Annotated in this window: 21 protein-coding genes; 20 read left to right on the top strand and 1 reads right to left on the bottom strand. The window is 37.9% G+C overall.

Translation table 11 applies throughout. From position 1 onward, the window contains the following. Positions 1 to 117: 117 nt before the first annotated feature. From ACIQLB_RS19065 to ACIQLB_RS19055, 3 genes are read left to right on the top strand one after another with little or no spacing between them, the layout of a single operon-like run. Complete coding sequence (locus ACIQLB_RS19065; protein ID WP_400729303.1) at positions 118 to 1,671, top strand: Ppx/GppA phosphatase family protein; 1,554 nt, start codon at positions 118 to 120, stop codon at positions 1,669 to 1,671. Beyond that, positions 1,661 to 3,817 (top strand): RNA degradosome polyphosphate kinase, encoded by a 2,157-nt coding sequence (locus ACIQLB_RS19060; RefSeq protein ID WP_400729301.1) that lies wholly within the window; start codon positions 1,661 to 1,663, stop codon positions 3,815 to 3,817. The genes ACIQLB_RS19065 and ACIQLB_RS19060 overlap by 11 nt, the downstream gene beginning before the upstream one ends. Before the next feature lie 29 nt (positions 3,818 to 3,846). After that, a complete protein-coding gene (locus ACIQLB_RS19055; protein ID WP_400729298.1) occupies positions 3,847 to 5,850 on the top strand; it encodes a putative bifunctional diguanylate cyclase/phosphodiesterase in 2,004 nt (667 codons plus the stop codon). 205 nt (positions 5,851 to 6,055) lie between these two features. Here ACIQLB_RS19055 and ACIQLB_RS19050 read toward each other — a convergent pair whose 3' ends face one another. Next, positions 6,056 to 6,670, bottom strand: a complete 615-nt coding sequence (locus ACIQLB_RS19050; RefSeq protein WP_400729295.1) for a TetR/AcrR family transcriptional regulator — start codon at positions 6,668 to 6,670, stop codon at positions 6,056 to 6,058. 225 nt (positions 6,671 to 6,895) lie between these two features. Here ACIQLB_RS19050 and ACIQLB_RS19045 point away from each other — a divergent pair, with 225 nt between their 5' ends. The 17 genes from ACIQLB_RS19045 (at position 6,896) to ACIQLB_RS18965 (ending at position 25,031) form a co-directional block, all read left to right on the top strand. Next, positions 6,896 to 7,789 carry an NAD(P)-dependent oxidoreductase gene (locus ACIQLB_RS19045; protein ID WP_400729293.1) on the top strand — a complete coding sequence of 298 codons (894 nt, stop codon included), beginning with the start codon at positions 6,896 to 6,898 and terminating at the stop codon, positions 7,787 to 7,789. A 15-nt stretch (positions 7,790 to 7,804) separates the two neighbouring features. Further along, positions 7,805 to 9,325 carry a CoA-acylating methylmalonate-semialdehyde dehydrogenase gene (locus ACIQLB_RS19040; RefSeq protein ID WP_400729290.1) on the top strand — a complete coding sequence of 507 codons (1,521 nt, stop codon included), beginning with the start codon at positions 7,805 to 7,807 and terminating at the stop codon, positions 9,323 to 9,325. A gap of 63 nt (positions 9,326 to 9,388) precedes the next feature. Further along, positions 9,389 to 10,705, top strand: a complete 1,317-nt coding sequence (locus tag ACIQLB_RS19035) for a GntP family permease (protein ID WP_400729288.1) — start codon at positions 9,389 to 9,391, stop codon at positions 10,703 to 10,705. 11 nt (positions 10,706 to 10,716) lie between these two features. Next, positions 10,717 to 11,478, top strand: coding sequence for a 3-hydroxybutyrate dehydrogenase (locus ACIQLB_RS19030; protein ID WP_400729285.1), 762 nt, complete (start codon positions 10,717 to 10,719; stop codon positions 11,476 to 11,478). A 16-nt stretch (positions 11,479 to 11,494) separates the two neighbouring features. After that, positions 11,495 to 12,679 carry an iron-containing alcohol dehydrogenase gene (locus tag ACIQLB_RS19025; RefSeq protein ID WP_400729282.1) on the top strand — a complete coding sequence of 395 codons (1,185 nt, stop codon included), beginning with the start codon at positions 11,495 to 11,497 and terminating at the stop codon, positions 12,677 to 12,679. Between the two features lie 142 nt (positions 12,680 to 12,821). After that, positions 12,822 to 13,274, top strand: coding sequence for an HIT family protein (locus tag ACIQLB_RS19020; RefSeq protein WP_400729280.1), 453 nt, complete (start codon positions 12,822 to 12,824; stop codon positions 13,272 to 13,274). Continuing rightward, positions 13,267 to 14,091: a PP2C family serine/threonine-protein phosphatase gene (locus tag ACIQLB_RS19015; RefSeq protein WP_400729277.1), complete on the top strand. Its 825-nt coding sequence runs from the start codon at positions 13,267 to 13,269 to the stop codon at positions 14,089 to 14,091. Before ACIQLB_RS19020 ends, ACIQLB_RS19015 begins: the two co-directional genes overlap by 8 nt. Positions 14,092 to 14,328: 237 nt before the next feature. Next, entirely contained in the window at positions 14,329 to 15,096 is a 768-nt protein-coding gene (gene fadH, locus ACIQLB_RS19010) for a 2,4-dienoyl-CoA reductase (RefSeq protein ID WP_400729274.1), read from the top strand. 68 nt (positions 15,097 to 15,164) lie between these two features. Further along, complete coding sequence (locus tag ACIQLB_RS19005) at positions 15,165 to 15,404, top strand: short-chain dehydrogenase (protein ID WP_400729271.1); 240 nt, start codon at positions 15,165 to 15,167, stop codon at positions 15,402 to 15,404. A gap of 250 nt (positions 15,405 to 15,654) precedes the next feature. Next, positions 15,655 to 16,095, top strand: a complete 441-nt coding sequence (cbpB, locus tag ACIQLB_RS19000) for a cyclic-di-AMP-binding protein CbpB (RefSeq protein ID WP_400729269.1) — start codon at positions 15,655 to 15,657, stop codon at positions 16,093 to 16,095. A 68-nt stretch (positions 16,096 to 16,163) separates the two neighbouring features. Then, the gene (locus tag ACIQLB_RS18995) at positions 16,164 to 17,051 is read left to right on the top strand and encodes a transcriptional regulator CcpC (RefSeq protein ID WP_053483483.1); all 888 of its coding nucleotides are present in this window, start codon (positions 16,164 to 16,166) and stop codon (positions 17,049 to 17,051) included. Between the two features lie 511 nt (positions 17,052 to 17,562). Next, the gene (locus ACIQLB_RS18990) at positions 17,563 to 19,947 is read left to right on the top strand and encodes a DUF7408 domain-containing protein (protein ID WP_400729267.1); all 2,385 of its coding nucleotides are present in this window, start codon (positions 17,563 to 17,565) and stop codon (positions 19,945 to 19,947) included. Then, entirely contained in the window at positions 19,947 to 20,882 is a 936-nt protein-coding gene (locus ACIQLB_RS18985; RefSeq protein WP_400729264.1) for an ABC transporter ATP-binding protein, read from the top strand. The genes ACIQLB_RS18990 and ACIQLB_RS18985 overlap by 1 nt, the downstream gene beginning before the upstream one ends. Next, on the top strand, positions 20,879 to 21,724 hold the full coding sequence (locus ACIQLB_RS18980; protein WP_400729261.1) for an ABC transporter permease: 846 nt from the start codon (positions 20,879 to 20,881) through the stop codon (positions 21,722 to 21,724). Before ACIQLB_RS18985 ends, ACIQLB_RS18980 begins: the two co-directional genes overlap by 4 nt. 12 nt (positions 21,725 to 21,736) lie before the next feature. Beyond that, on the top strand, positions 21,737 to 23,152 hold the full coding sequence (locus ACIQLB_RS18975; protein WP_400729257.1) for a hypothetical protein: 1,416 nt from the start codon (positions 21,737 to 21,739) through the stop codon (positions 23,150 to 23,152). 11 nt (positions 23,153 to 23,163) lie between these two features. Next, positions 23,164 to 24,159 carry an AAA family ATPase gene (locus ACIQLB_RS18970; RefSeq protein ID WP_400729254.1) on the top strand — a complete coding sequence of 332 codons (996 nt, stop codon included), beginning with the start codon at positions 23,164 to 23,166 and terminating at the stop codon, positions 24,157 to 24,159. Further along, the gene (locus tag ACIQLB_RS18965; protein WP_400729251.1) at positions 24,156 to 25,031 is read left to right on the top strand and encodes a DUF58 domain-containing protein; all 876 of its coding nucleotides are present in this window, start codon (positions 24,156 to 24,158) and stop codon (positions 25,029 to 25,031) included. The genes ACIQLB_RS18970 and ACIQLB_RS18965 overlap by 4 nt, the downstream gene beginning before the upstream one ends. Positions 25,032 to 25,037: the final 6 nt, after the last annotated feature.

The raw sequence follows: 25,037 nt of genomic DNA, 5'->3' as shown, positions 1-25,037 counted from the left end.
AGTGAGGGGAATCACCGGAATGTTTGAGTATCTATACATTGTGGCTCACCTCACCTCACCTCACATTTGATGTAGAACCAAAAATAATATGCATGTACGCGTTAAGGAAGTGATAATTTGAATGAATTAAAAACGGCTATCATCGATATTGGTTCAAACACCATTCGATTAGTATTGTATCAATACGATAAAGAAGAGGGACTTCGTGAGATTGGAAATATTAAAACGGTTGCACGTTTACGTACATATTTACAGCCCTCTGGTGAAATGTCTGAAGAAGGTATACAAGTATTAACAGAAACATTATTGAGTTTTAAAGCAATGCTCGATGATTTTGAAGTGACTGATGTTAAAGCTGCTGCAACAGCTGCAATCCGTCAGGCAACAAATAGAGCAAAAATTATTACCTTAATGAAAGAACAGACAGGCATTCATATAGAGCTTTTATCTGAAGAGGAAGAGGCATATTATGGCTTTGTTGCTGTAGCGCATTCAATAGGCACGAAGTCCGCGGTTACTATCGATATTGGTGGTGGTAGTACAGAAATAACGCTTTTTGAAAATAAAGAACTACAGAAATCTTATAGTTTTCCTTTTGGTACAGTTTCTTTAAAGCAACGTTTTGTAAAGGGTGAGATTATGAACAGTAGTGAAAAAAAGGAACTCATTGCATTTGTTAAAGAACAGTTCAAATCACTTCCTTGGATGCAGGATATCAGTTTACCGATTATCGCCATTGGTGGTAGTGCTCGAAATATTGCCCAAATTCATCAGCAAAAACATGCATATCCAATTGCAAGTGTACATGGCTACGAAATGACTAAGGAAAATTTAGATGAGCTCAGTATGTTTTTAGGTAATTTAAGTTTTAATGAATTGAAACAGTTAGATGGGCTTTCGGCAGATCGTGCGGACATCATCGCCCCTGCATTAGAAGTTTTCAATGTGTTAATGGAGGTTGTCGGCAGTAAATTGTTCCAGATAACAAATAAGGGTTTGCGAGAAGGAATCATTATACAGCGTATTTTGCAAACAGATAAAAGTGCGTTTGATAAGTACAATGTGTTTGAAGGAAACGCTAAAAGATTGGCTCGTCAGTATGGTCGAACGGAAAAGGAAGTGGACTATTTGACGCATTTAACGAATCAATTGTACCGAGAATGTTGCAACCTCGGTTATTTACAACATAATCCAAAAGATTTGCAATTATTGGCGAAAGCGGCAAAGGTTTTTAATATAGGGGAGTATATTGAGTTAAGTTCGGCGAGCCAGCATACCTTTTATTTAATTGCGAACCAATCTATCGATGGATTAAATCATAAGGAGCGTGTGAAATTAGCACTCTTAGCCTCGTATAAAAATAAAGATTATTATCAGCGATTCGCAGCTCCTTTTACAGAATGGATGAGTCGTGAGGAGTATCGTAAAATACGAGACTTTGGCTCACTTTTAAAATTTGTCTATGCGTTAAATGTATCTAAAAGAAAGATTGTACGTACCATTAAGATGCAAACAAAAGAGGATTATGTTCAGCTTAACATCTATGTGAAACACAATGCGGCCGCTGAAAAATATCAGGCAAACCGACATAAAAAACATCTAGAACGCGCACTAAAAATACCTATAAAAATAAACTTTGTTGAAGAAGGGTTGAACAATTATGACAACTGAAGTTACGAACAATCAGTTAAGTGAAGAGGATTTAACAGAAGCACAAGGCCGTTTACTAGAGGAAATCGCTAAGCCGCAATACTATAACAATCGTGAATTAAGCTGGCTAGCCTTCAATGAACGAGTATTAGAGGAAGCAGAGGATGTCAATAATCCTCTGCTAGAACGATTGAAATTTTTAGCGATATTTAGTTCGAATTTAGATGAATTTTTTATGGTGCGTGTTGCGGGTCTACAGGATCAAGTACGTGCAGGTTTCCATAAGCCTGAAAATAAGTCAGGCTTAACACCAAAAGAGCAATTAGCAAAAATTGCAGAGCGAACTCAAGCATTAGTGCGCCGACAAACTGAAGTTTATAGACATTTAATATATGATTTATTACCACAACATAATGTACATATTGCAGACATGAAAGACTTAAATAGTACACAGAAAGCATTCGTCAATGAAATGTTTGCAGAAACTATCTTTCCTGTTTTAACACCCGTAGCTGTAGATGCGTATCGTCCTTTTCCAACTTTGCTTGGTAAAACATTAAATTTACTTGTTTTATTAGAGCAAGATGAAGCAGACTTAGAGAATCGTGAAAAGGTAGCGATCGTACAAGTTCCATCTGTCTTAGGTCGTTATATTAAAGTACCATCAGCAGACGGAGAGACGGTTATTGTCTTATTAGAAGACGTGATTGTAGCACATATCGAAAAGCTCTTTTATGGTTACAGTGTCAAATCAGCACAGGCTTTCCGTTTGACACGTAATGCTGATTTAACGATTCATGAGGAAGGTGCACGAGATTTACTTGTAGAAATCGAAAAAGAGCTGAAAAAACGTAAATGGGGTGTAGGGAGTCGTCTAGAAGTTCGTGAGGGCGAGATGAGCGAGGAAGTTCTTACATACTTACTTGATGAATTTGAAATTGAAGAAACAGATGTTTTTCATATAGATGGACCACTAGATTTAACATTTATGTTCTCGTTTGTAAAAGGCATATCTGTTGGTCGAGAACATTTAGAATATGAAAGCTTTATTCCACAACCACCATTAGATTTGCAATCGGATGAAAATATTTTTGAAAAAGCTTTGCAACAAGATATTTTTTTCCATCACCCATATGAGTCGTTTGCGCCAATCGTAGATTTTATCTCAGAAGCGGCGGTCAATCCGAATGTTTTAGCAATTAAACAAACGTTATATCGTGTAAGTGGTAATTCACCTATTATACAAGCATTAAAGTTTGCAGCAGAAAATGGTAAGCAGGTAACCGTTTTAGTTGAATTGAAAGCACGTTTTGATGAAGAGAATAATGTGCTTTGGGCAAAGCAACTTGAGCAAGCTGGTTGCCTTGTCATTTACGGTATGAATAACTTAAAAACACACTCAAAAATAACGCTTGTAGTAAGTCGTCGAAATGGAAAAATTGAGCGTTTTGTACATCTTGGAACAGGGAATTATAATGATGCAACTGCAAAAATTTATACAGATATGGGTATAATAACGACAGATAAGGAATTTGGCATTGATGCTACTAACTTCTTTAACTATTTAAGCGGTTATACAGAAAAGCCAACTTTTAATCATTTGGTCGTGGCGCCATTTGATATTCGAGATGAATTTATTAGGTTAATGGATGAGGAAATTGCTTGTCATAAGAAGTATGGTAATGGTTTTATTCGAGCTAAAATGAATTCACTAACGGACAAAGACTTAATGATGAAGCTATATGAGGCGTCTATTGCAGGTGTCAAAGTAGAGCTTATCATTCGTGGTATTTGTTGCATTAGACCAGGCATCCCTGGAATTAGTGAAAACATAACAGTAACGAGTATTGTTGGTCGCTTCCTTGAGCATTCTCGTATTTATTGGTTCCATCATAATGGGGAAAATAAAGTATATTTATCTTCTGCAGATATGATGACTCGTAATATGATTAAACGTGTAGAAATTTTATTCCCTGTATATGCAAGTGAAGCAAAAGCTCGTATTATTAACATCATGAATACACAACTTGAGGATACAGCAAAAGCTCGTATTCAAGACTTCAATGGAAAATATCATTACAAAGAATTTGATCGTAGTGAAGATCCAATTAATAGTCAGGAAATTTTTCTAAAGGATGCACTAAAACCTACGCTAGACGAAGAATAAAGCAAACACGCTACTTAGTGAGGGATATAATGAAAAAATATAAAGAGAGTGTAGCGCAATTTGCAGACTATCATCAACTCGTACAACTTAATCCATTTGATGCAGTTGTATGTTTGAGAAAAGTTGATACAAAAGCGTTTGAAGTCGTTAATTTTAACGATAAACTGCCGTCATTTATGAAGCTACAAGATGTGAAAGCCACCAACGCAGAACAATTTTTTACAGAGCAATGTTGGCTGCAATTATCGAATATATTACAACAAAAATTGAATATAGACCAAAGTCTAGAGGTACGTACGGAGCATAAAGTAAATACATTTGCAGTTCGTGTACAGCTCTTAGAAAAATCAGTTGTAGCAGTTATTCTACGTGAGAAACAGAATGAAGTAGAACCGTATTTGCAATTTGTGGAACAGCACGTAAGTCCGGTATTAACAACTGATTTACAAGGTCGCATTATTCATCAAAACATTGTTGCCACTTCTCTATTGTCAAAAGAACATCAAAGCTTGATAGGGCAAAATATTTTTTCATTATTAGAGAGTAAGTATATCAATGAATTTAAATTACTATTTGCTAAAACTATTGAGGGCTCAGCATTTGGAATGCCCAAATGCTTGTTTAAACGCCAATTGCTAAGTAAAGAACCATTTTATTTAAGAACGCATCCAACGTACTTTAATGGTGAAATTGTAGGTGTCCATTTATTTGTGAAAGAGGCCACTTCATTTATGAATGATCATGAGGCTTTTTATTACTTAGCATTAATGGATGAATTAACGGGTATTTGGAATCGCAAGGCTTTTAAGGAGCATGGGCTTCAGCATTTAAATGATAAAAATCATAATAAGCAAGTAGCTATTATTTTAGTGGATATTGATCGCTTTAAAAAGTTCAATGAATCCCTTGGTGAAAGTAAGGGTGATGAACTTATACGAATGTTTAGCCATAGACTTCGTGAGCTCTGTTACTCTAAATGCTCGCTTTACCGTTATAATAGCGATGAATTTATTTTTGTTCTAAAAGATGCAAACGTCAACAAAATTGAACATACGGCTAACGCTATTTTAGACGCATTAAAACAGCCGTTTATGATTGATGGGCAGGAATATTTTATTAGCGTGTCGATTGGTATCTCACTCAGTCCAGCAGATGGCAAGGATTTAGAAACCCTTGTACGTAAAGCAGATAAAGCATTGTTTTCTGTAAAAGAGCATGGACGTTCACACTACCGTTACTATCGTGAAGATATGACAACTATTTTTCCAAATGAAGCGCTAATGGAGGCCCATTTACGTCGTGCTATCGAATTTAATGAGCTAAGTATTCATTTACAGCCACAAATGGATTTAGCGAATAATAGCATCAATAGCTTTGAGGCGTTATTACGGTGGAATAATCGAAAATTTGGCTTTGTGTCTCCTGCACAGTTTATACCTATTGCAGAGGCATCAGGCTTAATAATTGAAATCGGTGATTGGATTATTGACGAGGTGTGTCGCTATCAAAAAGAGTGGCAGATGAAGGGCTATCGACCAGTACGAATTGCCATCAATATATCACCAAAACAATTTAGAAAAGAAAACTTTGCTCGGAAAATAAAAACCGCTTTGAAAAAGTATAATGTACCACCAGAATTATTAGAGGTGGAAATTACCGAAAGCTCCATGACTAATGTCCATGAAACATTTTCAATTTTAACCGAATTGAAGCAGCTAGGAGTTTTTGTTTCAGTTGATGATTTTGGAACAGGCTATTCATCTTTAAGCTATTTAAAGCGCTATCCAATAGATATCATAAAAATTGATCAATCATTTATAGCTGATATTACAAAAGATGATAAAAATGAGGCAATTATTAAGGCCATTATTTCAATGTCCCACAATTTAGGATTAGAGGTCATTGCTGAAGGAATCGAGGAAACATCACAAGTTGAGTTTCTAAAACACCATCGATGCCAAAAAGGCCAAGGCTATTTGTATAACAAGCCATTACCGGTAGAAACCATTGTTAATAAATATTTTGTTAGCTAATGAAAACAAATCAAGTAGCACTTCATCATGAATTGGATGAAGTGCTACTTTTTTAGAGCTCGGGGAAGGGGGGATATCTAAGCGAAATGAAGGTACAACCTGATCAAAAAGGCATAACCGGATCACTACTCCGGGCAACCTGATCAACTAGTGGCTTTACCTAAGCGCATGCAATTTCCACCTATGTAAACCCTTTTACAATGAGCTATTTATTTTTTGTTTTCAATCCATCTAACACAATAGCTGTAAATTGCGCCATTTCTGCAGCTAAATTGAAATCTTCATTATGGATTAACCAATCATAAACATTTGCACGCATACAACGTTGAATAATAGCCTGCATTTGAGCAACCTGCAAATCCTGACGAAATTCTCCAAGTCGAATGCCTTCCTCTAAATAAGAATTAATGATTTGAAATATTTTTCTTTGTGGATTTATTAAATAATGATCTTGTTCCACTTGACTTGTCATCGCCGCAGTATAGACTGTACGCATTAAATCCTTTCCGACAACGTTTGTTAAATACGTCATTTGCTCTTTATAAAGCGTTAGAATTTTTTCGCTTGCAGGTAAAGAAGAGTCAATATTTTTTTCCACCGTGCTATAAAAACTATCTAGCTCTTTAAATTTTTCTAAAATAACATCGTACTTAGAAGTGAAATGGGTGTAAAACGTTCCCTTCGATACATTACATGCTTTAGTAATTTGCTCAACAGATACATGCTCGAATCCATGTTTATTAAATAAATCTAATGATGCTTTGAGTAATTTTCCCCGTGTTTCTAATGCCTTTTTTTGACGGCTAGTCAATGAATTCATAATGGACAATCCCTTCGAGTTAAAGTATTTCAACATATTTTTTATGGAAAATATTCTGAAAATATAAAATATTTTGATTGACGTAATGGATTTAATTTGATTATCATTTAATTGACCGAGGTCAATGACTGTGGTCAATTAATGAATCTCGTTATTAATGTTACGATAAAAGAGTAGAGTTTGGCTAGTGTTCATTGGATTTTCAAGGAACGGGGGAGGTCAATAATGACGGAGAAATTAGGTTTTATCGGTTTAGGCAATATGGGGTTACCGATGTCAGTAAATTTATTAAAGGCAGGCTATAAGGTTTATGGCTTTGATACTAATTCACAAGCAATGGAGCAATTTAAAAAAGAAGGTGGAGTTGGATTTGCAACAGCAAAGGAAGTTGCTGAGCAAAGTGATATTATCATGACGAGCTTGCCGACACCACAAGTAGTGGAACAAGTATATAGATCTGAACAGGGTATAATGCATCATGCTAAGAGAGGAAGTTTATTAATAGACTTTAGTACGGTAAATCCCGAATTGAATGATTCCTTACATAAGGAAGCACAATCATTGGGATTACGTTATCTTGGGGCACCTGTTAGTGGAGGTGTTGTAGGTGCTATTAATGCAACACTTACGATAATGGTTGGTGGTGAAGAGGATGATTATCAAAGTGGGTCTAAAATATTCCGAATAGTAGGAAAAAATATTTATCATCTTGGTACGTCTTCAAGTGTAGGTACACGTATAAAATTACTCAATAATTTAATGATTGGATTTTATACAGAGGCAGTCGCTGAAACAATCGTGCTTGGTGAAAAGATGGGTATACATGCAGATACGTTGTATGAAGTATTAAGTAATAGTTATGGTCAAAGCCGTATTTATGAACGGAATTTTTTAGAATACATGAAAAACGACAACTATCAGCCAGGTTTTTCTACAAATCTATTATTAAAAGATTTAAAGCTAGCGAAAAATATGGCAGAAGAAGCAGGGGTACCACTCCGAATCGGGGATAAATTAGTGGATCTTTATAGTGATATTTCTCAGCAAGGCTATGGAGAAAATGATATGTCTGCTGCTTATTTAAGTTTAAAAGAAACATGTAAAATTGAACAATTTTAAAGGAGGACTAGAAATATGACAACAGTACAAGAGGTTAAAACTTTAACGCACTTTATTGGTGGGGAACTAATAGAAGGAAAAAGCGGTCGTTTCGGTTCGGTATTTAACCCAACGACGGGTGAGGTTATTGCCAAGGTTCCACTTGCAACTGCAAAAGAAACTCGAGAGGCAATCGATAAGGCACAGGCAGCTTTTCCACAATGGAGAGATACGTCAGTAGCTAAACGTGCTGAGATTGTATTAAAGTTCCGTAATCTTATTACTGAAAATATGGAGGAGCTCTTACAAATTATTTGTACAGAGAGCGGTAAAACAATTGAAGATGCAAGAGGTGAAATTACACGTGGCTTGGAGTCCGTTGACTTAGCTATCGGTGCACCTCATTTAATGAAGGGGGAGTATTCTGTCAATGTCGGTGGTCAGATTAATGCCTACTCTGCAAAATATCCATTAGGTGTTGTAGCGGCTATTTCGCCATTTAACTTCCCAATCATGGTACCTTTAGCGCAAACAAGTATGGCAGTGGCTGTCGGCAATGCCGTTATTTTAAAAGCTTCCGAACGTGTTCCTATGACTGCCTTATTTGTGAGTGAGCTTTGGAAAAAGGCTGGGTTACCAGATGGCATTTGGACGGTAGTAAATGGGGATAAAGATGTAGTTAATGAACTATTAGAAAATCCGAGTGTGCAAGCAATTTCATTTGTAGGATCGACACCAGTTGCCAAATATATTTATGAAACGGGCGCGAAATATGGTAAACGTGTCACAGCACTTGGTGGAGGGAAAAACAATATGGTTGTGATGCCTGATGCAGATCTTGATCAGGTAGCAAATGCATTTATAGGTGCAGCTTTTGGAGCAGCCTCTCAACGTTGTATGGCCATTTCTACGATTATGCCTGTTGGAAAGGATATAGCAGATCGTCTTGTTGGAATCTTAACGGAGAAAATCGCTAATTTGAAGGTAGGTTCATATACAAATCCAGAGACAGATTTTGGCCCGGTCATTTCACAGCAATCGAAGGAAGCGATTATTGCTGCGATCAATCGAGGAGAGTCTGAAGGCGCAACCGTTATTTGTGATGGGCGTGAACTTGATATTGTCAAAGAGTCAAAAGGATTCTTTGTAGGGCCAACATTGCTAGATAACGTAAAACCAGGCATGGAAATTTACGAACAAGAAATATTTGGTCCAGCACGAAATGTTGTACGTGTGGATTCATTGGACGAAGCAATCCAACTTATTAATAAACATGAGCTTGGAAATGGGGTAACAATCTTTACGAATGACGGTTTAGCAGCTCGTAAATTTACAACAGAAATCGATGTTGGGATGGTTGGCGTAAATGTCCCAATTCCAATCCCAGTAGGCTACCATAACTTTGCTGGATTTAAAGGTTCTCGTTTTGGAGAAGGGCATATGTTTGGTCCAGATCAGGCACGCTTCTTTACAAAAACAAAAACAATATCAGAGCGTTGGATGACAGGTCAAGCATCGGCAGCATCTACGTTTGCATTCCCAAGTAATAACGACTAATAAAATGAAGAGCTGTATTCTTTTGCAGCTCTTTTTTCCTAAAAGCATAAGAGGGGGATGGGAATGTTAGAATACATTGGGCTTTTTGGTAGTTTAGCTTTACTTGTGTATTTAACAATGAGGGGCGTAAATTTACTAATTTCAGCACCATTGACTGCATTGATAGCGGCCGTAACGAATGGTCTAGCATTTTTTCCACAAACAGCTGATAAGAATCAAGCTAACTTCTTAACAAGTTATATGGATGGGTTCACTGGATTCGTAGGTTCATGGTATTTAATGTTCATGGCAGGAGCCATTTTCGGAAAGGTAATGGAAGATACGGGAGCAGCTGATAGTGTTTCTAAATGGATTGTAGAAAAAATTGGAGTGAAATATGCAGCCTTTGCAGTAGTAGCTGCAGCAGCAGTACTAACGTATGGTGGTGTCTCAGTATTTATCGTAGCCTTTTCTGTATATCCAATGGCTATCAGTTTATTCAAGCAAGCTAATTTTCCTCGTCGCTTTATTCCTGCTGCACTTGGTTTAGGTTCTGTAACCTTTACGATGACCTCAGCAGGCTCACCGGAAATTCAAAACTGGATTCCTATTCCATACCTTGGTACAACGCCATATGCTGGATGGGCAGTAAGTATGATTGTTGCAATTTTTATGGCTACTGGTGGATCACTATGGCTAAATTGGATGATCAAACGTGCAGTAAAAAACGGAGAGATATTTATTGAACGCTCTACTGATCCAGTTGTTGATGAATCTCGTAAGCTTCCAAGTCCAATTTTAAGTATTGTACCACTAGTAGTAGTTTTAGGCATTTCCTTTGTGTTTCACGAATCACTAGGAACTTCAGCCTTAATTGTAGCATTAACGAGCGGATGTATTATGGCTTATCTAGTGAGCTATAAATATTCAAAGTCTGTCGGTGCGACACTAGCAGCTGGTGCTATGGGTGCCGTTGTAGCTATCGCTAATACGGCAGCTGTAGTTGGTTTCGGAGGTGTGGTGAAAGCTACACCATCATTTTTGGCAACTGTTGACGTTATGACTAATATTCCTGGAAGTCCATTAATTGGCGGTGCGTTAGCCATTGCTGTAATAGCAGGTTTAACAGGTTCGGCTTCGGGTGGTCAAACAATTGCGTTGCCTTTACTTGCTCCACACTATATTGACATTGGAGTTGATACGGAGGCATTGCACCGTACAATTGCTATTGCATCAGGTTCTCTCGATTCATTGCCACATGGTGGTTATGTAGTAACAACTATCAATTCGGTATGCAATGAAAAGCATAAAGATGCTTATATGCCATTTGGTGCTTTAACCGTCATTATACCTATCATAGGTACGTTAATCGCTATCATATTATTCTCACTAGGAATGTAGGAGGGTATTGCGTGAAAGGAAAAATAGTTTTTATTACTGGAGCAGCCCGTGGTATCGGGTTATCCATGGCACTAGCGTTTGCTGAGCAGGGAGCGAATGTCGTGATAACAGATATTAATGAACAGCTTTTGGCGGAGGCAATTAAAGACAATCCGCAATTAACTGCATACACCTGTGATGTTATGAACGAACAGGCAATATGTGATGCAATCGACTTTACTGTTAAAAAGTTTAAGACAATAGATATTTTAATCAACAACGCAGGGTTTCAGCATGTTTCTCTTATAGAGGATTTCGCGACAGAAATCTTCGAATCCATGCAAAAAGTGATGCTTGTTGCACCTTTTATAGCAATGAAATATGTCTTACCACATATGAAAAAAAATAAGTTTGGACGCATTATTAATATGGCATCTATTAATGGTGTTATTGGGTTTGCTGGTAAGGCAGGATACAATGCTGCCAAACATGGACTTGTCGGTTTAACGAAAGTGGCGGCACTAGAGGTTGCAACTGAGGGGATAACCGTGAATGCCATTTGTCCAGGGTATGTCGATACAGAATTAGTGCGTAATCAGTTTACGGATTTGGCAAAGACAAGGGGAATTCAAGTAGAGGAAGTGCTCGAGCAGGTGCTATATCCCCTCGTTCCTCAAAAACGCTTACTAGATGTATCGGAAGTTACAGGACTTGCGCTTTATTTAGCTAGTGATATGGCAAAGGGTATAACAGGTCAAGCAATACTTTTGGATGGCGGTTATACAGCACAATAGCTTAGGAGGATTAGATATGATTCAAACAAAAACAATCTATACGGTTCATTCGCCAGGAACGATCGTTTATGGACGAGATTCTTTTGAAGAAGTAGGCGACTATGCGAAAAAATTGGGGACTAAGGCTCTTATCATTAGTGATCCGATAATGGATAGCTTAGGCTTTGTTAATCAATGTAGCGCTTTATTAAGAGCTAGTGGATTGGAAGCGGTTTCGTATTTGGGTGTAACAACGGAACCCGTGGATACGTATGTAGCAGAGGGACTTCATATTTTACAATCTGAGGGTTGCGATATTATTATTTCCGTCGGTGGTGGAAGCTGTATCGATACAGGAAAAGCAATCGCAGTAGTTGCAACGAATGGTGGCTATATTGGCGATTATATGAAAATGGCAAAAATTGCAGAGCAAGCACCAATTCCACATATCGCAATACCGACAACAGCAGGAACCGGCTCAGAAGCAACCGATGCAACCGTCATTACGAATACGAAAAATGACGTGAAAATGATGATTAAGCAACCTGCATTTATGCCAAATATCGCTATTGTAGATCCGATTTTAACGGTTACATCTCCACCCTCTATCACTGCGGCGACGGGTATCGATGCATTAAGTCATGCCATTGAAAGTTATTTATCTCGTTTAGCACATCCTTACTCGAATGCACTTGCATTATCCGCTATGGAGTTAATCGTTAATAATATTTTAAAAGTTTATGAGCAAGGTAATGATATTGAAGCTCGGGAAGCGATGTCGCTAGGCTCAATGCAAGCAGGTCTTTCATTCTCAAATGCTTCTGTCGCTTTAGTACATGGCATGTCTCGTCCAATAGGAGCGCTCTTCCATGTACCACATGGTATTTCAAATGCCATGCTCCTGCCTGCAGTATTAGAATTTTCAAAGGATGCTTGTGTCGATCGGCTAGCGGATCTAGGTAAGTTCTTCAATAAAGAAAATGAACTGTTATCTCAAGAAGAGCTTGCCGATTTAGCAATTGTTTCAATTAAGGAAATGTGCAAGAAGATGGATATAGGGAATTTAAAACAATGGGGAATCGATGAACAAGCCTTTTACGCAGCTATTCCAAAAATGGCGGCTGATGCAATTGCTAGCGGTAGCCCTGGAAATAATCCTAAGGTTCCACCGCAGGAAGAGCTAATGGAGCTTTATAAAATTGCTTACCATTATGAGTTTTAGGATTACGAAAAGAATCTGTCTAAAATAGAGGTACAAATCATATGTAATTTGTACCTCTATTTTTTATTGGTTCGGAAAAATACTCCAAATTATTAATAGGCATGTTATAATTTTGAAAATTCGAATAAAGGAGTGGGGATTAATGGAGGAATGTTTTATTTGCAATAAACACGCTGGCAACATTCAAGCTTCAGAGTTAAGGATTTATGAAGACGAATATGTTTATGTTGGACATATAGACAGGAATGGAGCACCCAATTATTTAGGTCATATAATGATTGATTTAAAAAGGCATGTTCCTACTCTCGGAGACATGACTATAGAAGAGGCAAAAGCATTTGGTGTTATTATGGCTAGAGTCAGTAAGGCAATAATGGAGTGTGAAAAGGCAGAGCATATCTATTCGCTGGTTTCTGGAAATTCAGTGCCACATTTGCATATGCATTTAGTTCCTCGATATCCGAATACCCCTAAACAGTATTGGGGACCAAATGATGTGTATGATTGGGAAGATGCCCCTATGGGTGACAATATAGAAGTTGTTAAACTTTGTACTCGAATAAAAACATATCTTGAGAATAATGCATATGAGTGAATCTATAGAAGATTTTAGTTGGATAGGTAGCCAAGACAACTTTATAGATCATCCAAATCTTTATCAAATTAAACATGTTATTGTAGGGCGATATGGTGGTAACTCCGATGCAGGACAATATAAAAACGAAGATGGTTGTTTAGTATGGCTAGATGAAAAGCAAGATTGGGAGTTTTCTATTTTACTAGATGCTCATAATACATCTGAGAGTGCTCAAATAATTATCGAACAATTTTTTTATTATAAAAATGAAATTAAACAATTATTATGTTTACCAACAAATCATCAAACCTTTAAAAGGCTTGAAGAGAAGATTTTAACGATATTTCAATCGGAAGAGTTCTTATCTGTTTGCAGGAATATTACTGGAGAAACTGCGTGTTTAATTGTCGTAAGAAAAGATAAATATGTATGGTGGTTTTCAGTTGGAGACTGTGTTCTTTTTTTATTTCATCAAGAATTGGCTGCATTAGGTCAGTTTCAATTAAATCAAAGGCAATTTTACGAATGGGTAGGACAAGTCAATACTTTTGAACAGGAAGTCCCGTGCTACAGTGTTGGAATTAAAGAATTAAGAAAAGGAGAAAATCGCCTTTTTCTTACCACAGATGGCTTACTTGAATGTCCCTATGAACCATACTCTAACCCTAGTAACATTTATAATTCCTTCTTCAACTCTGAGGATCAAGAGAGTATTTGGTCAATGTTAAAGAATATCAAAAAAAATGGTGTCAGAGATAGCACCACCATCGTTTTTTGGAAAGTTAATATTGCAAAGGAAGCCACTAGAGCAAGTAATCAAGAAGCGAGTTCATAAAGGGTTCTACCCGCGCGCGACAGGGGAATACCCGCGGAAGAGAAGCGAATACCCACGCACGCCAGGAAAATACCCGCGAAAGAGAAGCGAATACCTCACAACTTAAGAATCTCTGCTAGCAGGACCCTTCAATCTTGCACCCAATCCATCATTTTGCAGAATTAATATGACATATGCGAGAAAATATAGTAATATTTTATGTGAATCATCATTCATTTTCGCGGAGGGGGAAGTCGTATGTTGCAGGGGAAAACAATTATTATTACTGGTGGATCAAGTGGAATGGGGCTTTATATGGCAAAGCAATTCGTTGCTGAAGGGGCAAATGTTGTCATTACAGGTCGTAACGAGGAGCGATTAGCAGAGGCGAAAGCCTTTATTTTAGAGGTTGGAAAAACGATTGAAACGTTCCGAATGGATGTTCGTGTGCCTGAGCATGCTGAGGCAATGCTGGAATTTGCTGTTGAAAAGTTTGGACAGGTTGATGGGCTTGTGAATAATGCGGCTGGCAATTTTATAGTGCGAGCAGAGGATTTATCACCAAATGGTTGGAAGGCTGTTGTTGATATTGTTTTAAATGGGACATTCTTTTGTTCTTCTGCAGTCGGTAAGTACTGGATTCAAAATAATATTAAAGGATCTATTCTCAATATGGTCGCAACTTACGCATGGAATGCAGGTGCTGGTGTTATTCATTCTGCAGCGGCTAAAGCAGGTGTATTGTCAATGACCCGAACGTTAGCTGTTGAATGGGGAAAACAATATGGAATTCGAGTAAATGCAATTGCTCCAGGTCCAATTGAGCGTACAGGTGGTGCAGAAAAGCTTTGGGAGTCAGAGGCTGCAGCTGCTCGTACGCTAGACTCTGTTCCGTTAGGTCGTACAGGTACTCCTGAAGAAATTGCTGATTTAGCTACATTTATAATGTCTAATAAAGCAAGTTATATGAACGGTGAATGTGTGACACTTGATGGCGGTCAATGGCTCAATCAGTATCCATTCTAAAATAAAAATCTTTGCATAATAGAGAGCTGGGTTGACGCATACTAAGGGTAAAGAAAGGAGTTTTGCCTATGGGTATGTGGTTAATACCGGCTCTTATTGCCATTACGATTATTTCTGTCATTTCGCTTGTGTCAACGTTGAAAATTGCCAAAATGACGTCCCAACGGAAATCAGAAAATGATACGCCGATTTCAGAAACCGTTGAAGAGTACGCGACTATGCTCAACCCAGTTGTTTGGGTATATATCATTTTTTTACTTTTTTTAGGGATCATGATTTTTTATTATTGGAGTAAGACAGGCTATTAAATGAAATTTTTCTTCATTCAGTTCATATTTTATAAATATGGCTGAATGAAGATATTTCTCCATTGCCCTCAGGTAAAACCCTCGTTATATATACTTTCGATACTTAGTTTTGTTCAAAACGCTAAAATAATTCGTTGCTTATAAAAAAACTCTTCTCGGCCTTGTCATGGTCATAAAAGGAATAGTTATGATATGATAAAAGGGAAGCATCCTGTTCTGCAAAACGAGGACAGAAAAGGAGAAGAAGTTCATGATTTCAACTAACAGCAAGGACTTTTTAGCAATGCCAATTAGTGATTTTATTATTTCATCTGAAAAAGTTGCGCATGTACAAAGTGGAAATAGTGCAGAACATGCACTCCTAGTACTTACACGTACAGGGTATTCATCGATACCTGTTTTAGATTTGAAATATCGACTTCAAGGTTTACTAAGTATGAAAATGATTACAGAATCCATTCTTGGACTAGAACATATTGAATATGAAAAGTTACCCGATATTAAAGTGAATACAATAATGGAAAAAGAAATCGCTGTATTAAAAATAACGGATACTTTTCAGCGAGCTCTCGACTTAGTTATTAATCACGCCTTTTTATGTGTTGTGGACGAAGAAGGAACATTTGCAGGAATTTTAACGAGACGTGTAATATTAAAGCAATTGAAAAAATATATTTATCAAAAAGAGTAGTAGTTTAAGAGGGGACTCAGATGAAAATCTTGAGGCCCTCTTTGCTTGTATCGGAGGTTTACTGATTGATGGCAACGGAGGCTGAAATTTTAAAAGTACTAGCAGAGGAACGTAATATGCGTAAAGCAGCAGAACGTTTATTTTTATCTCAACCAGCACTTTCTCAACGGTTGCAAACTATTGAAAAGGACTGGGGAGCACAATTATTTATTCGTTCACAAAAAGGACTTACGGCGACTCCTGCTGGAGAGCTTATTATTGCCTATGCAACTGAAATGCTCAGCAAAAAAGAAGAGATTTTTGAAACAATCCAATCATTAACGACGAAAGTAAACGGGACATTGAAAATCGCCTGTGCATCAATTGTCGGCCAAAACTGGCTTCCGATAATATTAAAGGATTTTGTAACGAAATACCCTGAGGCAAAAATCTCTCTTATGACTGGCTGGAGCTCTGAAATTGTAAAAGCACTTTATGAGGGTGAGGCTCATATAGGGATTGTGCGTGGGCAGGTTGATTGGAAAGGGGAAAAAATTCACCTTTTTCGTGACACCCTTTATTTAGTTGATAAAGAGCTAAAAACTATAGAAGATGTCCTGACGACAGACCGACCTTTTATTCAATTTAAAAGTGATTCCAATTACTATCAGGAAATTCAGCAATGGTGGCAGCAGCATTTCGCTTCAAATCCAAGAAAACAAATTTTAGTTGATCAAATTGAAATTTGTAAGCAAATGGCATTGAACGGCATTGGTTACGCTATTTTACCTTCCATTACTTTAAGTGACCATGATGGTATTAATAAAATAGCATTAACGAATAATGAAAAAGAATTTGGTTTAACGCGTGATACTTGGTTAATTGGCTATGAATCCTCATTTGAGTTACGACAAGTAGAGGCTTTTGTAGAGGTAGTGCAAGACCATGCACGATGTTTGTTTGATTATACGAAATAAGAATAATATCAAGGCAGTCTCAAGTGATTCACTCGAGGCTGTCTTTTTTTATCCATTCTTAATCTCATCATAGCGTGGGGTTGATTTCCGTTCCGACTGGGCGCTTTGTCGCTGACGCTTCGCTTTCGCGCAGAGCAGAGCTTGCGCTTTAATAAAATGTCACCCAACTTTTGAATTATATCGCTTAACTTTCACGTTTTATCGCCCAACTTTTAAATTTTATCGACTAACTTTCACGTTTTATCACCCAACTTCTGAATTTTATCGACATCCTCCGTCCAAAGAACAAAAAAGGATTCATACACAAAACTGTGTGTGAATTCTTTTTCTTAGCCTCCACTCCAATCAACTTATATGCATACGTTTAACAAAATGTCACCCCACACTTTGGTAATTAGCTAATTCTTAAGAGTTTATGAATATTCATGAAGATGTCATAAGAAATGGAACAAAATGCAATTTTAAACGTATAATTATGTAGCCAACAATTTACATAAAAGGGGTTGAGTTTTTGAAGAAAAAGAATATATCGGCACTCATACTACTATTCATGCTTGTTATTAGCCTTATTCTACCTATGGAGCAGGCAAAAGCGGCTGCTACATTAGATGTACAGGCTAAGGTAGGGATTGCGGGTAAAGCTAAATATCAAACAGTTGTGCCACTGAAAGTAACAGTAAAAAATAACGGTGCAGATTTTTCTGGGGATTTGGTCATTAATGCATCTAGTTCTTATGAAGCTACATCAGCACAAGTGCTTCAAATAGATATAGCGGCAGGAGAAGAAAAAACATTTGATATTTATATAGATGGTAATTATTCGAATGCCGATGCGTTTGCGTTCTTTGAAGGAAGCATAGAAAAAGGAAAAAAGGTTGCTTATGAAGGAACAAAACAGCTACAAGCTAACTTTTTAGATCCGTCATCAGTTTTTATTTACACGTTAACAGATAAAAGTGATCGTTTATCAGCATTTTTGCGTCTATCCCAATTAGCTCCTCAAAATAATGTTGAAGTGTTCAATTTAAATCAAATGAAGGATTATACACTGCCAGAGGATCCACAAGGATTTGCAATGGCGAATGTTATCGTCATCGATGAAATTGCTATTGCTGATTTATCGCAAAAGCAACAAGAATCTTTACTGAAATGGGTACAGAATGGCGGAACTTTATTAGTAGGAGCTGCAAATCAAGTAAATACAACAGCAGGTATTTTTAAGGATTATTTACCACTTGTATTATCCGAGCAAATGACATCCGTTTCTGCAGAGAGCCTATCAAAATTATCAGGCGGCGGAACTTTTACACAACCTATTTCTGTTTATGGAGCGACCGAAAATCAAGGAAGTATTCCTGTATTAACAGAAAACAATAAGGTTTTAGCGGCTAAGAAAAAAATTGGCAGTGGAGAAATTATTCAAACAGCCTTTTCTTTAGGGGATCAACCACTTGCGTCTATGGATGGTTATCCAGCATTAGTGGCAAATTTGCTTAATATTCAAAAGATGTCACAACAAGGGGTGATGGTTAATGGACAGTCACCGCTGGATCAAATTTCATATGAACTGCGTAATGTAAATGAATTATTCCCTTCGTTTGAAGTATCTGTTAGTTATATGCTAATAGTTATTATTCTATATATTTTAATTATCGGACCTATTTTATATTTTATTCTAAAGAAAATAGACAAGCGAGAGCATGCATGGTGGATCATTCCTGCGATATCAATTGTGTTATCTATTGCTCTATTTATTTTTGGTGCAAAAGATCGAATTGGGCAACCGCAAATTCAACAATCTGCATTTTATAAAGTAAATGAAGATAGTAGTTTAAATGGTTATTATGTAGAGTCTATTTTAACAAATCGTAGCGGTGATTTTGTTGTTAATGCAGATAAGGATACAAGTGCATTAGCGTTGCGAAATTCCAATAATTTCGCGGGGACAAGGGAGGATTTACATGAAATATCCTATGTTAAGGAAAATGCCAATGGTTCAACGTTAACACTACGTGATTTAAGATACTGGTCTGTTCAGTCGTTTGCAGGAAAGACAGCGGCACAAAATATTGGCAAGATGGATATTGATATTACGTTAAAAAATGAAAAGCTAACTGGGACAATTAAGAACAATTTTCCGTTTGCTCTAAAAGATGTTACTTTAATCTCTGGCATTAAAGAAGTTAAACTTGGCGACATTGAAGCGAACGGTATACTTAAAGTCGACACAGAGCTAAAAGCAACGGTTCTTCAAAAACCATCTGATTTTACTAGTTACAATTTTAATAATTATCCAGCGAAGAAGGAAGACTTGAAACCTTCACGTATCGAGCGTATGAAATCTATGGCAATACCGCTTGTAGAAAATGATAAAAAACCAATCATTACAGCATGGGCAGATCAAGCAATTGCTGGAGTTGAGCTAGAAACAAGTGCCAATATGTCACCGATTTCCTATTTTGTTCAGCCATTTGATGGCAAAGTAGAGCTATCAGGTCCATTTACAATGAAACGTAACAATTTTACGTATTCAGTAAACCCGCTTTCTCCTAATTCGTATGCCGAAAAAGTAGATGAACAGTTAAATAATTGGCGCTTGACTGAAGGGTTATATGAAGTAACCATTGCGATGCCAGATAAGTTTATGAATTCAGTTCAAACATTAAACGAATTGACAGTTTCAAATAAGGATATTGATCGTATGCAGCTATCGATTTGGAATAACGAGACGAAAAATTATGAGCCAATGGTAGATACGAAACAGGTGTTTACAGATAACATAAAAAAATACTTCAATGATAAAGATGAATTGCTGATTGAGGTTAAATTCGGGCCAGATCAAACGGGTGAGGAAACAAAATTACCAGATGTAGAGCTGAAAGGAGTGGCGAAATAATGATTGAAATTCGTGATTTAACGAAAAGATATGGCTCCTTTACAGCACTGGATCACTTGAATCTATCTTTGGAGGAAGGGGTTGTCTTTGGCTTCGTAGGTGCCAATGGGGCAGGTAAATCGACTACATTCTCGATTTTAGCAACCTTGCTATCCCCAACTTCAGGTGATGCCATTATTAATGGTAAAAGCGTTATTAAGGAACCAAAGGAAGTTCGAAAACAAATTGGTTATATGCCAGATTTCTTTGGCGTCTATGATCAACTAAAAGTAGACGAATACTTAGACTTTTACGGTGCCAGCTACGGCATTGGGGCAGATGAACGAAAAGTACTTATTCCACAGCTGCTAGAGCTCGTAAATTTAACGAATAAACGTCATGAATATGTTGATTTACTGTCACGTGGGATGAAGCAGCGTCTATGTTTAGCACGTGCTCTTATCCACGATCCTAAAGTATTAATTTTAGATGAACCTGCATCAGGTTTGGATCCACGTGCACGGGTAGAAATGCGTGATATTTTACGGAATTTAAAATCTATGGGAAAAACGATTTTAATTTCATCACATATTTTGCCTGAGCTTGCAGAAATGTGTGATGAAATCGGTGTGATTGATAATGGTAAGCTTATCGCTCATGGCAATGTGGCTTCCATTCAAGCACAGCTACAGGGAGAGAAGCGTATTGTAGTAAAAGTTACGGATTGTTTAAACGAGGTACGTGCATTTTTGGAGGAGGATCCACTGATCTCTTCTATAGATGTAATGGATAATCGCTTAGAGATAGCCTTTAATTACCGAGGAACAGATGACGATCAGGTAGCACTATTGAAAAAGGCGATACTTGCGAATTTACCTATTTATGCATTAAGCGAAGAGGAAAAAGATTTAGAGGATGTCTTTATGGCTATTACGAAGGGAGCGGACAATCAATGATGGAACGATTTTATAATCCGGTATTCGTAAAAGAATTGAAGTTACGCTTCCGTTCTTTTAAAAGCTTTTCAGGTTTGATGTTTTATTTAGCAGTACTTTGCATTTTTATAGCGGGATTCCTTTTATTAACAACTGGATTCACAGGCAAAGGTTTTTTTAGACCAGATACAAGCTTTATGATGTTTACGGTATTAACTATATTGCAAATGGCCCTTGTTCTTTTCATTACACCAAGCTTAACTGCCGGTGCAATTAGTAGTGAAAGGGAAAAGCAAACATTAAATATTTTACTAACAACGACACAAAGCTCTACTCAAATCATTATTGGAAAATTATTATCCTCGGTAGCATTTTTAGTATTAATGCTTATCGCAGGGCTACCATTATATAGTTTAGTATTTTTATTTGGTGGCGTATCGCCGTCTCAATTAATCTCGATATTTTTATTTTATTTATTAACAGTTGTAGCCATTGGTAGTATTGGTGTTATGTTTTCAACCATTACAAAGCGAACAATTGTTGCGATGATTTCTACGTACGGTTCGATCATCTTTTTAGGTGGCATTACAGCGTTTTTCTTTTTCTTATCAATGGCCTTCCATCAAATGGGGAATGCCGCAGGTACTGGTACTTCTTATATGGCTTACTTCTGGGCTTCTATTAACCCAGGTGCATTAATGCTTACGCTTACTTCGTCATCTATGGGCGATGCTTTAGTACAAGTTTCGGGCGTGAAATTACCTGTATGGATTAGTTATTTAATAGCTTATTCATTGATCATTGTTGTTTGTTTAACAATTGCGATTAAAAAATTACGTGCCAATATGAAAAGTAATCGATAAGGAGGACATCTTATGGAGCGTCGTAAGCAATTACGAAAATATATTCAACGTGCAAAGACGAGTTTAACAGTAGAAAGAAGCATTCCAATTGCACAGTACGGTTTGTTTTTGGCATTGCTTTCGAGTGCTGCCCTCTTCCTCGTTTCAAGGCTCTTTGTTTGGCCGTATTATCGCCAAACAGCTCTTGCTACCTTTATTGCTGTCATACTAGCAACAGTGCTGTTTATGTGGTGGAAGCGTGTACAAGAAAAGGAAGCATTGCATACACTGGATGATTATTTTTCGCACAATGAGCTTGTGACAGCCTTATCGTTCGAGGACGATAAGGACCCACTCGTTCAATCTCTACTAACGAAAGCTCTAGGAAACGTGGAAAAGGCGTTTGCTGATTTTAAGGCTCGAAAGAAAAATTGGTTCCGTCCAAAAGCATTGATTGGATTATTTGGAACAGCTGTCGTACTGGCCATTCTTTATATGTTCCCAGCAGCTACACAAATTGAAGCAATAGAGGTGGAAAAAGAAAAAGCTGTCATTGAGGACGTAAAGAAGGACGTTGCTAAATTAGAGAAAAAAGCAGAAACAAAAGAAGTGAAAGAGCAATTAAAAGAATTGAAAAATACGTTGAAAAAGACAGAAACAGCTGAAGAGGCATTACGCGAAGTCGTGAAAAAACAAAAGGAGCTTGCTTTAAGGGAACAACAATTAAAGGATAAGCAAACTGCTAATAAGGATGGCGCTTCTGACGACAAAGGCTTATCGCAGGAAGAAGTGGAGCAATTAAAGGAGCTCGCCAAAATGCAGCAGGAGCTAACGCAAAATGCAAATACTACTCAGACAGCTATGAGCAAGCTTGGGAAACCTGCAAGTAATACGCTACAAAATGCTATTGCGAGTGCCAATAGTGCCAATAACAATCAGCAAAACAGTCCTAATACCAATCCGTCAGCGAATTCACAGCAAAGTAATCAACAAAGTCAAACAGGGCAACAAGGCCAAACTAATTCCCAAAACGGTTCTCAACAGGCTAGTGGTAAAGGTCAGGCACAAGGATCGAATCAAAGCAATCAACAAGGTCAGGGACAAGGTAATGGTCAAGGACAAGGACAAGGACAAGGACAAGGACAAGGACAAGGCAATGGTTCAGGTCAAGGTGCAGGCAAAGGACCAGGAGGCCGCGATTTATTAACGACACCAAATAGAGTTGGTGGCTCTAGTCAGACGTCAGTTGATGGTGGAGCATTAGGAGATGGATCACATGTATCAGAGCAACAAGGAAATGGCCCGATTACTAAAGGTTCTATCCGCCCATATGAGGAAGTTATAGGCTCCTATAAAGACAGCTATTTAGAAAGCTCAGAGCGTTTACAATTACCGAAGGATTTACAAAATGTCGTGCAATCTTATTTCACGTCAATTGACTCTCAGTAGGAGGAAAAGGAATGGCATTTACAGAGCAACAATATGTTGAAATGAGTACGAAATTACAGCAAGTAAAGGAAGAAATTCATCGCTTTATCGTCGGACAAGAGGAAGCCATTGATTATACATTATACGCAGTCCTTGCTGATGGGCATGCTTTATTAGAGGGCCTACCGGGTTTAGGGAAAACGATGTTAATCCGTACAATTTCTGAAGTACTAGATTTATCATTTTCGCGAATTCAATTTACACCAGACTTAATGCCAGCGGATATTACAGGGACAAGTATGATTGAGCGCACATCTGACGGTAAGCAGCAGTTTACGTTCCAGCCAGGTCCGATTTTTAGCCAAATGGTATTAGCGGATGAGATAAACCGAGCAACACCAAAAACACAAAGTGCATTGCTGGAAGCGATGGGTGAAAAAACGGTAACAATTTTGGGAGATACAAAGAAGATGGCAAGACCATTCTTCGTGTTAGCAACACAAAACCCGATTGAGATGGAGGGAACATACCCTTTACCAGAAGCACAAATGGACCGTTTCCTATGCAAAATTCTTGTGCCGTATCCTGAGAAAAGTGAACTAATGGAAATTATGAAGCGTACAACAGGCGCTATGGAAATTGGTTTACAAAAAATCATGGATACAGAAGCACTTATTGAAGCGCAGCAAATGGTGAAGAAAGTACTGGTTGCTGATGAAATGCTCGAATTTGCGACGGACCTTGTTGTGGCTACCCATCCTGAGAGAGTGGATGCAATTGATGAGGTCAAGCAATATGCCATGTATGGTAGCGGCCCTCGAGGTTTACAAAGTTTAATCAAATTAGCGAAGGCAAGGGCGCTTATGAATGGACGTTTCCACGTTTCTGTAGCAGATATTAAATCTGTGGCTAAGCCAGTGTTACGCCATCGTATGCTGTTGAATTATGAAGGGGAGGCTTCAGGTAAAACAGCAGACGATGTGATTGATGTCATTTTAGAAAAAGTACAGCAAGGTGTTAGCAGGTGACACAAAAATTATTATTGCCCGAGGATTGGTTAGCGAAAATCAGTCGCTTCCAAGTGGCAACGGCCTCCAAATTACGTGGGCAGCACAAGGGCTCGCACCGTTCGCAACGCTTCGGGGCATCGCTCGATTTTTCAGATTTTCGTGAATATCATTTAGGTGATGATGTACGTCAGGTGGATTGGAACGTCTTTGCGAGAACTGATAAATACTTCATTAAACGTTTTTTAGATGAACAAGAAATGCGCGTACACATTTTGTTAGATACAACGAAATCTATGGGCGATCAAGCAAAATGGACTTTTGCTCGGCAAATTGTTGCCTCACTTGGCCTAATGGTGCTTGGTCGCGATGATCGCTTATCATTTTCTTTTCTACAGGATGAGGTGAAGCCACCGTTTCGTCGTAAAGGTGCCATGTATCGTCGCGCCTTTTTACAGGTAGTCACAGAGATTGAGCAAGCAACTTATACAAATAGCTTCGCACAGGGAGCTTTCAAAGCATTGCCTAAGGATAGTACCGTACTATTTATTGTGACGGACGGACTTGAGCCAATCGAGGAATGGGAGCAACTTTTAAAAAGGCTACCCCGCTTTGCAGGGGATGTCCGTATTTTGCAAATAGTTACGCAAGAAGAAATAGCACCCGAATATACGGGCGATGTACGCTTACTTGATCGTGAAACGGGCAGAGATGTAAATGTTACGATGTCTTCTAAAGTTCTGGACACATATATGGCAAGACGTGTATTACATGAAGAGGAATTTGAGGCAATTTGTCGGCGTTTCGGTGTTCGACAATTACAACTTAAAGTAGAGGATGGATTGCAGCATGCCATCTTCCAACAATTATTAAAAGCACATTGGATTAGGTGAGGTGAG

This window comes from Lysinibacillus sp. NPDC092081, assembly GCF_044755845.1.
In the GTDB taxonomy this organism is placed as follows: Bacteria; Bacillota; Bacilli; order Bacillales_A; family Planococcaceae; genus Lysinibacillus.
The sequence above is the reverse complement of the archived record's forward strand: the minus strand, read 5'-3'. Positions and strand labels throughout refer to the sequence as shown.

Coding starts and splice junctions, on each gene's coding strand:
- ACIQLB_RS19060 (WP_400729301.1), top strand. CDS start 1,661: ATGACAACTGAAGTTACGAACAATCAGTTAAGTGAAGAGGATTTAACA.
- ACIQLB_RS19055 (WP_400729298.1), top strand. CDS start 3,847: ATGAAAAAATATAAAGAGAGTGTAGCGCAATTTGCAGACTATCATCAA.
- ACIQLB_RS19050 (WP_400729295.1), bottom strand. CDS start 6,670: ATGAATTCATTGACTAGCCGTCAAAAAAAGGCATTAGAAACACGGGGA.
- ACIQLB_RS19045 (WP_400729293.1), top strand. CDS start 6,896: ATGACGGAGAAATTAGGTTTTATCGGTTTAGGCAATATGGGGTTACCG.
- ACIQLB_RS19040 (WP_400729290.1), top strand. CDS start 7,805: ATGACAACAGTACAAGAGGTTAAAACTTTAACGCACTTTATTGGTGGG.
- ACIQLB_RS19035 (WP_400729288.1), top strand. CDS start 9,389: ATGTTAGAATACATTGGGCTTTTTGGTAGTTTAGCTTTACTTGTGTAT.
- ACIQLB_RS19025 (WP_400729282.1), top strand. CDS start 11,495: ATGATTCAAACAAAAACAATCTATACGGTTCATTCGCCAGGAACGATC.
- ACIQLB_RS19020 (WP_400729280.1), top strand. CDS start 12,822: ATGGAGGAATGTTTTATTTGCAATAAACACGCTGGCAACATTCAAGCT.
- ACIQLB_RS19015 (WP_400729277.1), top strand. CDS start 13,267: ATGAGTGAATCTATAGAAGATTTTAGTTGGATAGGTAGCCAAGACAAC.
- fadH (WP_400729274.1), top strand. CDS start 14,329: ATGTTGCAGGGGAAAACAATTATTATTACTGGTGGATCAAGTGGAATG.
- ACIQLB_RS19005 (WP_400729271.1), top strand. CDS start 15,165: ATGGGTATGTGGTTAATACCGGCTCTTATTGCCATTACGATTATTTCT.
- cbpB (WP_400729269.1), top strand. CDS start 15,655: ATGATTTCAACTAACAGCAAGGACTTTTTAGCAATGCCAATTAGTGAT.
- ACIQLB_RS18995 (WP_053483483.1), top strand. CDS start 16,164: ATGGCAACGGAGGCTGAAATTTTAAAAGTACTAGCAGAGGAACGTAAT.
- ACIQLB_RS18985 (WP_400729264.1), top strand. CDS start 19,947: ATGATTGAAATTCGTGATTTAACGAAAAGATATGGCTCCTTTACAGCA.
- ACIQLB_RS18980 (WP_400729261.1), top strand. CDS start 20,879: ATGATGGAACGATTTTATAATCCGGTATTCGTAAAAGAATTGAAGTTA.
- ACIQLB_RS18975 (WP_400729257.1), top strand. CDS start 21,737: ATGGAGCGTCGTAAGCAATTACGAAAATATATTCAACGTGCAAAGACG.
- ACIQLB_RS18970 (WP_400729254.1), top strand. CDS start 23,164: ATGGCATTTACAGAGCAACAATATGTTGAAATGAGTACGAAATTACAG.